Origin of the sequence: Spiroplasma endosymbiont of Sarcophaga variegata (assembly GCF_965178695.1) — a bacterium.
Taxonomy (GTDB): domain Bacteria; phylum Bacillota_I; class Bacilli_A; order Mycoplasmatales; family Mycoplasmataceae; genus Spiroplasma; species Spiroplasma poulsonii.
Genome location: NZ_CBCXVU010000002.1, coordinates 142750 through 154985 on the forward strand (window position 1 = coordinate 142750; position 12236 = coordinate 154985).

The following is a 12236-nucleotide window of genomic DNA, read 5'->3' on the forward strand; positions in this document are numbered from 1 at the left end:
TCCTTTACCTAAATTATAAAGAAAAAGTTGGAATAATCCAACTAAAATTTCTTTTTCATTTTCATTGCTTTTTCGTGTTGTTCACGATCATACAACTGTGATTTAATTTCATTTTGCTTATTAAGTAGACTGGTTTTATCATCATCTGGAATTAATCCTTGTAAACCATTAGCGCGTGAAATTTGATCACCATATTGTAATAATTCCTCAGTTTTTAATCGTCTTCGCAATTCTGCATCACGAATATTAGCAATGTATGATAAAACTAAAAATGCAAATAACATTGCTAAGAGCATAATTAAGCAAATAAATAAAGCAATTGCCCACCCGGGTAGTATTTGACTCAGTTTTGGAATTCCATAGAAAATTCCTTCAGCAACTCCTAATCCTGTTATTCCCGATACTCCGGTAATAGTATAATTTCTAATTTTACGCTTTTTATTTTTGATCATTTTAAATTCCTCCTGGTACATATAGATGCACTATTTTTCTTGATTTGTCAATGAATTTAATTTTCTTTCATTTCATAAATCTTCTTTTTGTTTAATTTTCTTATTGAACATTGTTCAAATTGGTATTGTAATCAAATAAGCAGGTAACCGATAAAGATGTTGAAAACCTTTACCAATATATAATTTTCTAGTTAATGGATTATTAGTTACTTTACAGATTCCTCAAATTCCTAAATATTCCACCGGGTAACCACCCCATTCTCCAAATTTTAAAGTAATAAAATTATGAGTATCATAAATTGGAGATAAACCCTCTCCAAATCATTTGTATTGGCTAGCCACTAATAAAATTGAGAAAATTGATAAATATGGAATATGGCCAAAATAACGAAACATTGCTTGACGTTTAATTTTTAACTCACAAATTTCTTTTGATAACTGCAACTCATTTGTTAGTTCTTTTTGTCGATTATCTCTTTCATCAAGATATTTATTTTTTCACTGCCCTACATTAAATAATTTCTTCAAGCCATCAAAAATGGGTTTTGGATTTAAACTTTCAAATAAATTAAATTTTGTATCTGCCATTATGAGTCATCTCCTTCATTTTTTTTGTAATATTTATAGTAAGGATGTAACCCTAATGTTTTCATTCGATGCTCATCTTTTTGCTGTATAAAAAAAATCCATCAACAATAGGTTTAATTTCGCTAATTTGGTCTTCTAATGGCTTAATATCAGATAATTTAGCATTTTCTCTCTTTAATCGTTTGCTTTCCTCTTCTGCTAATTCTAGTTCATGTTGTTTTTCTCAATAGGGAATTGTAAAATTAATTTTCTGATTTGAAATAGGTTTATCAAATGTTATTGGCAATGGTATTCCTTGACCATTATATTCATATACACTAAATTCTGAAATTTGACCTGATAAATTTTTACTATCAGTCATTTGGCTTTTTGTAACATCAAAAGTACAGTTATTTCCCCTTAAACTTATGATACCTTCTCTTGCAATTGCACCATCAATTGGAAAACTAATACTAACTCAAGATGTTTTAATTGAAATAACGCCAGCTTGAGTTGAAGATACATTAGTCTCTGACGATAAAAAAATGTCTTGACTAGTTTTTACTCCTGGTGAAACTTCTTGATAATTTGGTTTAACAAAATTTCAAAAATATAATTCTTTATTATTTATTATTCCAAAAGCAACAATTAAATACTTTTTATTTATATCTAATAAACTACCTTTTGTCTTAAAAAAATCAGTAACATCTTTATAAAGATTATTCTTTAGTAAATCAAATTTATCATTTGTCGAATTAATAGCATTTGTTAAATTATCTTTTTGATCTGTCGTTAATTGAGTAATATCACCAATATTACTTTTGTTATTTGTAATATCAGTTGTATTTTTGGCGATATCAGTTTTTGCTTGCATTACATCATTTTCAACACCATATCCTCAAACACGTCCAATTGCATTTACTAAATCACTATCAGAAGTTGACTGAACAACCATAGCATCTTTAACTTCACCCAAAATGTTATGATTTAAAATTGCACGTTTTTTACCTTCGGGAGTTGTGACAACGGCATTTGCTGGATAACGACTAATTTCTAAAATTTCATCAAATTGACCTAGTTTTTCAATAGGTCCAACTGGTTGACCTTCATCATCAGTTGCTTGCTGATATAAAATTTGATCAGCAATATTTTGCTTTTGGTTAATTTCGGATGTTAATTCAGTTTCTATTTTAACAATTAAATCACGGTTTTTTGTTGTTTCAATTTCAGCAAAACTATGTTCTTCTTGAATTGTATTATCTATTTCCAATAAGAAAGCATCAATTTCTTGTTTGTCATAAAACTGTTTCGGGTCTAATAATGGTGTCTAATTCTTTTTTGCTAAATAAGTTGAATATAGATGCTCTAGACCGGTTGCTCGTCAAGCTCTTCATGCAAAATCACCCAATAAACCATCAATTGTTAATTTAGGAGTTTTAACTGTTGAATCAGTTCGACTACCATTGCTAATTGATATATTAACACGATCATCTTCGACAACAACATAATCGTTAACGGGTAAATAATCCATTGCCCGGTAAGTAAAACGTTTTAAATGTTCCTGTGTAATTGCTGGTAAATCACGTGAATTAAATCAATTAGGATTATCAATCATATTACCAATTTTCTCATTGGCCATTTGTTGTGCGGTAATCATTTGCGCGTTAAAAAATTCCTCTGGAGTCGCATATCCTAAAGATTTTTGATATGACGTTAATTTAGAAAATTGACCTACCGTACTTCTCCAATTATTAAAATAATCATTATATGAAGTTATTTCTAACAATTGATTAAGTTCCATAATTATATCCCCCTAATATATTGTCGATTTAGATGTGAACCTACTTTTGATGATAAGATTTTAACAACTTGACCATTTTTATATTGATGATTAATAATTAAATTCTTAATTACTGGTGTAAAAAATTTTAAACTGGGGATTGCTCCTAATAAAAAATTAAAATTAGTATTAAAAATTTTTTTATACATTTTATTAACTTGATTTTCACCCCAGTTGTTAACATTGAAATTTTTTGCAACATGATACAACGATTTAATTGAATTGAAAAAATTAATATTTTGTTGAAAAATTGAAGCAATTTTTGGACTTAAAAAAGATAATAATTGAAACTCATTTTGTGAATAACCAAATCCTAATTGTCAATTTTCACGATAAAAAGTGTTTTGATGTTGTGAAACAGCGAATTGTTCAACTTCAAGTAAAGTTGTGTAAGCTATAATTGGACGATATTTTGAAACAATGCCTGTTTTTTTAGAAATATAATCTTTTTTATGAATTTCAATAATTCCTTCTCCACTAATTCCTAAAGGTTCAAACTTAAAACCTAATAAAAATGAATCAGGCTGATATGAAATTAATGATTGATACAATAATTTTTTTGGATCAACTTTAAAAATTTTTGTAATGGTCTGTGAAACTTTTTCAGATAATTGGGTTATTTTTTTCTTAATTGGTTCAAAAACAGTATTTAAAGCTTTTTCAATTCAATAAAATGGATTTGCTTTTTTAATTGATGAATTAACTTTTCCCTTAACTTTAATAAATCTTTTATAAAGCTGATTTCAAAATTGATTTTCTAATCGATATTGATTAATCTTCATCAAGGTAGTATTTCCAATTTTTGTTTTAGTAGCTAAGTCGGTAATGATTGCAATCGAATCATAATAATTCATTCTAACAAAATCTTTTAATGAAATACCTGCCGACTTTTGTAAATAACTATCATATTTTTTAAGATCTAAATTAGTATATTTTGGAATTAAGCTAGGATTTAATTTATAAATCGTTTTTTGAAGTGCCAATAAATCGCGAATTGAATCAGCAGAAAGATTTTTTAACTGTTTTCGTAATTCAGCATCAGCAATGCTAGCGATTGTTTGCAGTAATTGTTCATCTGTTACAGTTTTATTAAAACGAATTACAACTTTATTTTTAGTAATAATTTCGGATAAAGCAACTTTATTTCTAATTTGCATAAAGTTTTTAACTTTAGCACTAATCCCCAATTGCTTGAAAATTCATTGTTCATTAGCAATTTTAATAATTTTTTGAGCTTTTAAACCTCGTCCTAATTTACCAAAATCATTAAATGAAAAAGCCAAATTTAATAACGTATTTTTTAAACTCACATTGTTATTGATAACATCATTTGTTTCCATTACTAAAAAATTCGTAACTCCACTAATAAAAACTTTTCCTGTTGTAATAAACAACTGAGATGCACCTAAACCCTCAATTATTCCTGCCCCAATTCCAGCAGTTAAAAACCCTAAAACTGTTGCTAATACTTGTAGACCAATCATCGCTAATAATAGTTCTCAAAATGATTTTGCTTTTTGAGGCGTTTGATAAACAATCCGTTTTTTATACGTTATTAAGTTTTGATCTAAAATCTTACGAGGCATTTTTAGTGTCTAAAAACTTAAATGCTTCTTCTTTAGTTTTATATACATCATCTAATTTATTTGCATCATTAATTTTTTTAACATATTCACTACGTTCTTTAGTGTAAGGGACACCATCATAAGCTTCAAGAACTAAATATAAGGCTAATCTTTTTGCATTTTCTAATTGTTCAACATTTTCAATACTTCTTGTTACTCTTGTTGATGATGGTGGCACATAATCAGGGTCTGGATATGAAAATCAAAATTTATTTTGAACAACTTCACCATAATAAAATTCATTATTGGCAATAAATAACTGACCCAAATATCTTCCTTGAGTATACTGTCCCGCTTGTAGTGGCACATCAATAGCAAGAACTCATGCCATTGCTTGTGGTGCAATTGGTACCATTAAATGACCATACTGTTTAATTGGAGCCTCAACAAAATTAAATCCTAATGCGGAAGTAATTGTTGCCAAAGTTCCTTCAATTGTTGCTTTTGAATATTGAATTTTAGCATTAATCATTGCACTTACGACTTCAGGATCAATAAAAATAATACAATCTTCTAAATGAATATCATTTTCTAAAACAAATGCTTGTAAACGTTTTAATTCAGTTACAAAATTATCTTTTGTAATTTTAATTGGACTTGTAATTTTATTTGCTACGTTTGTGCATAAAACTTTAATAATATATTTATCTAAAATTTTAGCTTTTTGTGAATCAGTAATTGTTAATTTATTAGCTGGTCAATTTGATGCCAATTTATCTTGATTAGCAATTCGATTATAAACAGTAAAATTTTGATCTAATTGTACTTTTTTAAAGTCTTCTGTAACATAAGTTTCCGTAAAACCTAAATTAGGATCTCAATCTTTTTGTGTTATTGATTCATTTATAATTGGTAAGTAAACTTCGGCTTTTCATCCACCACCATCTTGTTGCAACTCATTAGGGAATAAAACAGAATATTTAGATCTTCCATATAAATTACTTAATTTAAAATTATCCTTAAAATAAGTTTGAATATTATTTAATGTAATTGCCATTATTCACTACCTCCCACTATTTTGAATGATTGTAAATCAATTCCCATTGAAGAATTTGATTCTTGATTATTATTAACATTTAAGTTATCAGACTGTTTATTTTCTTGAGTAAATCCTAAACCTTGATTTCCTTTAATTCCTTGTTGAATTTCTGCAAATTGTTTTTCAAGAACTGCAAGACTATCTTCTTTTTCAGTTTTCGTTTTAGTAGTTTGATCTTCTAATTGTTTAGTGGGTATTTCTTTAGCTTTTTCTTCTGCTAATTTTTCACCTTGTTCATTAACTTGTTTTTTTATTTCATCTGCCATTAAAGAGTCTAAATCAACTTCTTCAATTTCAAATTATTTTTTATCATTTAAAATTGGATTACCTTTATCATCTAATTTTAATTTTTTAATTATATTGGCCATAATAATTCCTCCTGGTACATATAGATGCACTATTTTTCTTAATTTGTCAAGGTTTACTTATTTTTTATGATATGCACGATCCAACCTACCTACTTTATCAATTTCAATTAAATTATTAATAACTAACAAATTATTTTTATAATATCGACTAAAAATATTAGTTAAAGAGCCTTTAATGTGAATTACATCATTAACTTCAAATTTCTTTAACTGAGTTATATTTTTTGAAATAGTTTCTTTAATTCAGCCATAACTGGAACCTCAACGAATTTGCATACTCATCACATCAACTTCAACACCATTAATTTTTTCTTTTAATAAATCTTTTTTATAAACTGCAACAATGCCATCAAATACTGATAGCAACATCTTATTATCAATTTTTCTTTGTGCCATAATCAATTACCTCCCAATTGTATTTTTCACATTTATATCCAAATTCTTTTTCCCTAAAATGTGCCTCTAAAATTGCTTTTGCATGAATTGAATGCTCATTTTTAGTAGTTCGTTCTTTAAGTTCTTTTTTAATAATTTCCTTGTTTTTATCAGCTGGGTAATGTAATTGCATTTTATTTTGCAATTCATATCTTAAAATTCCAATTAACTCACGGGTTGCACGCACCTCACGCATTTTTTCAGGACCCATGTGCAAATTCTCAACTACTACCACATTTAAAGATAAATCATGATGTTTATTTTTAAAATTATTGATAATAGTTAAAATTTCATTTGCTGAATCCGTTGGATTACTGCACCTTACTTGGACATATTTATAGTGGGGAAATCGTGTTCCAATTGTCTTAATAAAAATACCAGTAGTTCCAATTCCAGCTGGATCTATCCCAACTGAGAAACTAGGAAAATAACTTTGTTGTTTCATAAAAACCTCCATATCAATATTCGTGACTTTTATGTGTACCTTTCTGTGATTTCTTTTGTATATTTTATGTGAACAAGAATATCATAATATTTTGCCAAAGCAAAAATAACAATTTACGCAAAAATAGTCTATTGTGTTATAATTTACACATAGACGTATGTTTCTATTAAATTCCCTCTCCTATCATTAATCTCATAAAATATTGTCGTCATTATCAAAAACAATGGTTGGAGGATCATTATTACTGTCAGGGTTATCATTAATTTTATATTATGCACCACGGTAGGTTACAGGTTGGTTTGATAATTTTTTTTCTTGCACTTCAGCAAGTTTTTTTATTCTTTCATTATTTTCGATACGCTTATTAATTCATTCTTGATTGTTATTTCATATTTTTGTTAATTGATTATTAGCCTCAATTTGTGTTTTATGATCATATTGTTCTAATTCAATTAAATCAACAAAAATATTAAATCCTTTTTTCTTAATACTTGGAATTCCATGTGCAGCTTCTCTATTTGTTCGAGTATAATAAATAAATTGTGGAACAATTCCAACTATTAAAAAATCATCTTTAAATTTATCCTTATGAACAAAAGAACCAAGAAAAATAATTCAACGCTCAGGAGTTTTAACAATGTAACTAATTATTTTTTGGCCACAATTATTATATTTTTGCATAGAACTTTTATGAATTCGATAATTAGATATATTTTTATTTTTATCTTTTTGCTTGTAAGGTTTATAAATTTCTTTAGTTTCAGAATTAGTGCTAAACTCTTTTATAAAATCAAAGTCTTTAGCAAAATTCCTACTTCGATCATATCAACCAGATTCACAAATTTTTATGTTTTCCATTGTAGCTAACCCCTTTCTAATTAAAAATAATTAATTTTTCAACAGTTATGTTGCACTTTTTTTAAATTTAATATGTGGAATATCTGCTGCTCACTTAACAGCATATTGATGTATTTTTTTAATTTCTTTTAGTTGTTTTATTTTTTTTCATAGTTTCTTCATAATTTTTTCCTAGCTTTTTTATTTTAGTAAATTTATAATTCAATAATTGTTTGTAATTTATTTTTTTCTCCTTTTAATTTAATTGATATAAAGTCTTTAACTACTTCAGGTTCAATTCAATGTCCTGTAGAATTAAAATAATCTTCAGTAATTCATGCAATTCAATCTCAATCGTCATTGCCTATAACATATAGGAATAAATATTTCTCTGAGTTAGGTAATTTTTTAACTATATATCCATTTTTATATTTATAATTAAATTCTTTTATTGTCATTATTTTATATTCTCATTTTGAATTTCTTTATTTCAAGGTAATTCACTAATTTTACCTTTTGCATTAATACAATGTTGACAAGTTAAAAGTTCTTGTTTTCCTACTATTTGTGCATTGATAAAATTATTAAAATGTTCCATCATTGATTTACCTTTTTCATAATCATCTAAACTTAATTTTTTACATAATTCAATAAATTCATCACAAACATCTTTATATGTTTTATTGCTTAAACTTTCTTGTAAATATATTTGTTGCTCTTGGCTTATTTGTATAACTGTTTTTGCCATTATTAGTATCCTCCCTTACAAAATAAACATAAATCGCTATCAATCGTATTTACTGGACATTGACATTTTTTACAATATTTTGCCATTATCAATTGCCTCTTTTAATTCTTCATAAACAATTTTTAATGTCTCATGTGCCATTTTGTTAGGTCATTTTTTAAAATCATCACCACATATTTGTTTTACTTGTTCTATTTGTTTAATAATACTGTTAATTTTTTCCATACCACATTTCTCCTTCTTAAACGTAAAAAACCGCTTTTACGCGGTATTATGCTAAATTCTTAAATGTGTATGGTACCTTACAACCGTTCCCCATATGATGATAGCTGGCCATAAATCCCACTCTTTGTTTTTAAAACTAAAATAAAATCACACACTAAAAAAATAAAAATTAGCATAATACCAATAATTCGGTAAATAAATAACTTGCGATCGGTAAAATATTTTTTCATTTATCAAAAAGAACCTTTCTAATTAATAGTTAATAAGAAAATGGTTTAATATTTATTTTGGTTGGCGCGTTACAGTGATACTAATAACTGGTAACGATCGATAGCTAACTTGGGCTTGGTCAAACATTCGTTTGGCTGCTTTGTTATCATCAATACCAACATATTTATCATCATCATAAATGACTTCTTTAATTCCAACTTGAATGATAATTTTAGCACATTCAGCACAAGGAAATAAGGTTGTATAAATCCGACAATTTTCTAAGTTAGTATGAGCACTTAAAATGGCATTTAATTCCGCATGCGCAACATAAGGATATTTTGTTTCTAAATATTCTCCTTCCCGTGCTCAGGGAAATTCATTATCATTTAAACCACGTGGTAAGCCATTATAACCAGTGGCAATAATTTGACCAATTTGATTAACAACACAACTACCAACTTGCGTGTGCGGGTCCTTACTACGCATCGCACAAACATGCGCCACACTTAAGAAAAAGTCATCTCACGATAAGTAATCAGTCCGTTTTTGTGCTGTTAACGGTGTCATAAAACCATTCCAAACATATTGATAATATCCTTTGTTGTTTGCTGATTAGATGTTAAGAAATTTGGTCAATTATTTTTTGGATAGAAATAATAATTACCCAACATATTTTCAATGCTGCCCCGACTGACTAAACCGGCGCGGTAATAACTTATTAAAGCATCAATAACATCACCATTATATGGTGGCACATAACGTCGTCACGATAAAGTAACAGCAATCACAGCAATCATCACAACAACAACCAAAACAGGATACAACATTGTTCAATTGATGCGATTTGTGCGATTAAACTCTAAACAATAACCAATGGCACTACCCGCGAAAAAACCAACGAAATTAATTAAGTAATATGAATAACCTAAAAATAATGGCATTAATAACAATCACATCACTACAACTAGTGTTCGTTGATTTGCAATTAGCGCTCCTAAATCATCTTTCCCATAATTATAACTAAATAAAGCACCCCATAAGATTGCTAATAAAATTGTTGACCCACCAAAAATTCAATTTGGTAACACTGCGGCTAAAAATAACCCTGCTAATGGCACCCCAAAAATTAAAATAATTGCTAACCATCATCGTCCTAATAATGCTTCAGAATAACGAGCGACACTAAAAATCATAAATAAGTTGAAAACAACCAAAAATGGATTACCAGAAAATAGAATATAAGTTCATAATCTTCACCATTGATTACTTCAAATTAATAAATCACGGGTAATACCCCCGTAAACAAGGGCCGTGGCATTGGTACTTAAGTCTTTCGTGTTAAAAATTTGCGCTCCAAAAAAGATCCCAACAATTGGAATAATTAATAATAACGCAATTAAAACTCATGTCACCCCTAAATTATTAACACTTAACTTATCACTTAATTGTTTTAAGTTTTTTGTTAATTTACTATTTGGATCTTTAATTCCATCTAAGATTTCTTCTGGTGACATCCCCGCCATTGAACTATCATCATTGTTATCTTCTAACATTGTAATTTTTGGATAATAATGACTTAACCGGTCAAGATGATTATGTCTATCAACAAATAAAACAACATCCCCATTATCTTCCTTATAAACTTGCGAACGATTTTCAATTAAAACAACTGACAAAATAGAAAGTTTTACTCGTTGAAATTTTTTATTTAAAAAAGCCTTTAAATCTTGGACCACTTCATCAACACTAACATATTCTTTAAATTCACCACTAAAATCATCAATAATTTTAATTATTTGAAATTCTTTACTATCAACTTTATATAAATAAACATTATTATTACCTCGGGGTTTATTTTTATAAACATTATATTTCTCTTGTTTAAGAAAATAATCAACCAATGATAACTTGTCTTTATCAAAACTCATTGTTTCCTATCCTTTCGTGCGTAATGCTGCTAATTTATTTTCAAATTCCAACGGTAATGCTGCTGATACCGTAATTGGAAGATTTGTAATTGGATGCATAAAAGTTAACTGATAAGCATGCAAATATTGGCCAAATGATTCCTTTTTATCAGCGACCGTCCCATATAGTGGGTCACCAACAACCGGATGATTAATATACTTTAAATGCGCTCGAATTTGATGCGTGCGACCAGTTTCTAACTCACACTCTATATAAGTATAATCATTAAAGCGCTCAATTACAAGAATATTAGTCACTGCTTTTTTAGAATTTTTGGCTGTGACAACCATTTTCTTGCGATCTTGCGGATCGCGACCAATTGGCGCATCAATTTTTGCTCGCGTTTCAACAATATTACCGTGCACCAGGGCTAAATATCGTCGTTGTAATTGCTTTGTTTGAATTTGTTCTTGCAATTGGTGATGAATAAAATCATTTTTAGCAATAATTAATGTTCCTGTTGTTTGCCGATCAATCCGATGGACAATTCCTGGTCGCAATTCACCGCTAACAGTTGATCAATCTTCACTTCGGGCAATTAAAGCATTAACTAAGGTGTCATTTAAATGCCCCGGGGCAGGATGAACAACCAAATTATTTGGTTTATCAATTACCAATAACACATCATCTTCGTACAACACTGTTAATGGCATTGCCATTGGCGTTGGGTTTGTTGTTGATGGCGATGGTAAAGTAACAGTAATTGTATCATTGTTAACTTGGACAAGATAATTTTGGTGCACAAATTGGTCATTAACTTGGACTTGGTTTTGGGTTATTAATTCTTGAATTTTTGTTCGTGAAAAGATCGTTGCTGTTGTGGCAAAATATGCGACTAACACTTTATCAATGCGCCCACTTGTTGATGCAACAAAAGTAATTTTATTCATTATTCACAATACTTTCTTCGCGATTACTTCGCGCACGGTCACGATAAAAGCGCGTAATTTCAATGATAATTGCTAATACTAAAACAACAACCCCAAATGTTACTCAAGTATCAGATAAATTAAAAATACTATATGGTGGAAAGAGAATTCATGCTAAAAAGTCAACAACTCCCCCTTGGTTTCACATACGATCAATTAAGTTACCAAACCCACCACAAGTTATCATAATTAAACCAATCGCTGCTGTTTTACTATTAATATATAAAAACACAATAAAAGCTAATATCGTAATTAGCACCGCACCAATAATTGTTGCCACTAAATTATCAGCATTTGCTCCAAAAGCAATGCCTTTGTTAATAACAAACTTAAAATTAATAAAACCATCAAGAAACTTAACTTCTGGGGCATAAGGATCATGGGATAATAAATGAAAGGCTAATTGCTTTGTAATAATATCTAAAATTAATAAACCAATAAAAATTGGTAAGCAAATTTGGAGCTTAAATTTTCAAATATAATTTCGACTTTTAAAATATTCACCAACATCATGCCAAAATTGCTTTGTACGTTCTCTCATTCTT

17 protein-coding genes are annotated in these 12236 nt (G+C 28.5%); all 17 read right to left on the reverse strand.

What is annotated here, in order from left to right; translation table 4 throughout:
• Nucleotides 1–41 precede the first annotated feature (41 nt).
• On the reverse strand, nt 42–452 hold the full coding sequence (locus ACOBME_RS02270; RefSeq protein WP_338963642.1) for a hypothetical protein: 411 nt from the start codon (nt 450–452) through the stop codon (nt 42–44).
• A gap of 30 nt (nt 453–482) precedes the next feature.
• Complete coding sequence (locus ACOBME_RS02275; RefSeq protein WP_338963643.1) at nt 483–1040, reverse strand: hypothetical protein; 558 nt, start codon at nt 1038–1040, stop codon at nt 483–485.
• A 52-nt stretch (nt 1041–1092) separates the two neighbouring features.
• Entirely contained in the window at nt 1093–2289 is a 1197-nt protein-coding gene (locus tag ACOBME_RS02280) for a hypothetical protein (RefSeq protein WP_419334078.1), read from the reverse strand.
• A gap of 57 nt (nt 2290–2346) precedes the next feature.
• Nucleotides 2347–2820, reverse strand: a complete 474-nt coding sequence (locus ACOBME_RS02285; protein WP_419334080.1) for a hypothetical protein — start codon at nt 2818–2820, stop codon at nt 2347–2349.
• A 2-nt stretch (nt 2821–2822) separates the two neighbouring features.
• Nucleotides 2823–4445: a hypothetical protein gene (locus ACOBME_RS02290; protein ID WP_419334083.1), complete on the reverse strand. Its 1623-nt coding sequence runs from the start codon at nt 4443–4445 to the stop codon at nt 2823–2825.
• Complete coding sequence (locus ACOBME_RS02295; protein WP_338963646.1) at nt 4435–5481, reverse strand: hypothetical protein; 1047 nt, start codon at nt 5479–5481, stop codon at nt 4435–4437. Before ACOBME_RS02295 ends, ACOBME_RS02290 begins: the two co-directional genes overlap by 11 nt.
• Nucleotides 5481–5789 carry a hypothetical protein gene (locus tag ACOBME_RS02300; protein WP_338963647.1) on the reverse strand — a complete coding sequence of 103 codons (309 nt, stop codon included), beginning with the start codon at nt 5787–5789 and terminating at the stop codon, nt 5481–5483. Before ACOBME_RS02300 ends, ACOBME_RS02295 begins: the two co-directional genes overlap by 1 nt.
• A 159-nt stretch (nt 5790–5948) precedes the next feature.
• Complete coding sequence (locus ACOBME_RS02305) at nt 5949–6287, reverse strand: hypothetical protein (protein ID WP_338963648.1); 339 nt, start codon at nt 6285–6287, stop codon at nt 5949–5951.
• Nucleotides 6265–6771: a hypothetical protein gene (locus ACOBME_RS02310; protein WP_338963649.1), complete on the reverse strand. Its 507-nt coding sequence runs from the start codon at nt 6769–6771 to the stop codon at nt 6265–6267. Before ACOBME_RS02310 ends, ACOBME_RS02305 begins: the two co-directional genes overlap by 23 nt.
• Nucleotides 6772–7041: 270 nt before the next feature.
• Complete coding sequence (locus ACOBME_RS02315; RefSeq protein ID WP_419334087.1) at nt 7042–7629, reverse strand: hypothetical protein; 588 nt, start codon at nt 7627–7629, stop codon at nt 7042–7044.
• Between the two features lie 194 nt (nt 7630–7823).
• Entirely contained in the window at nt 7824–8066 is a 243-nt protein-coding gene (locus ACOBME_RS02320; RefSeq protein WP_127092443.1) for a hypothetical protein, read from the reverse strand.
• Nucleotides 8066–8356: a hypothetical protein gene (locus tag ACOBME_RS02325; RefSeq protein ID WP_198049139.1), complete on the reverse strand. Its 291-nt coding sequence runs from the start codon at nt 8354–8356 to the stop codon at nt 8066–8068. Before ACOBME_RS02325 ends, ACOBME_RS02320 begins: the two co-directional genes overlap by 1 nt.
• Before the next feature lie 69 nt (nt 8357–8425).
• Nucleotides 8426–8581 carry a hypothetical protein gene (locus ACOBME_RS02330; RefSeq protein ID WP_338963651.1) on the reverse strand — a complete coding sequence of 52 codons (156 nt, stop codon included), beginning with the start codon at nt 8579–8581 and terminating at the stop codon, nt 8426–8428.
• 282 nt (nt 8582–8863) lie between these two features.
• On the reverse strand, nt 8864–9361 hold the full coding sequence (locus ACOBME_RS02335) for a deoxycytidylate deaminase (protein WP_338963652.1): 498 nt from the start codon (nt 9359–9361) through the stop codon (nt 8864–8866).
• A complete protein-coding gene (locus tag ACOBME_RS02340) occupies nt 9349–10722 on the reverse strand; it encodes a rhomboid family intramembrane serine protease (RefSeq protein ID WP_338963653.1) in 1374 nt (457 codons plus the stop codon). Before ACOBME_RS02340 ends, ACOBME_RS02335 begins: the two co-directional genes overlap by 13 nt.
• 6 nt (nt 10723–10728) lie before the next feature.
• Complete coding sequence (locus tag ACOBME_RS02345) at nt 10729–11652, reverse strand: RluA family pseudouridine synthase (protein ID WP_338963654.1); 924 nt, start codon at nt 11650–11652, stop codon at nt 10729–10731.
• On the reverse strand, nt 11645–12232 hold the full coding sequence (lspA, locus tag ACOBME_RS02350) for a signal peptidase II (protein ID WP_338963655.1): 588 nt from the start codon (nt 12230–12232) through the stop codon (nt 11645–11647). Before lspA ends, ACOBME_RS02345 begins: the two co-directional genes overlap by 8 nt.
• Between the last annotated feature and the right edge of the window lie 4 nt (nt 12233–12236).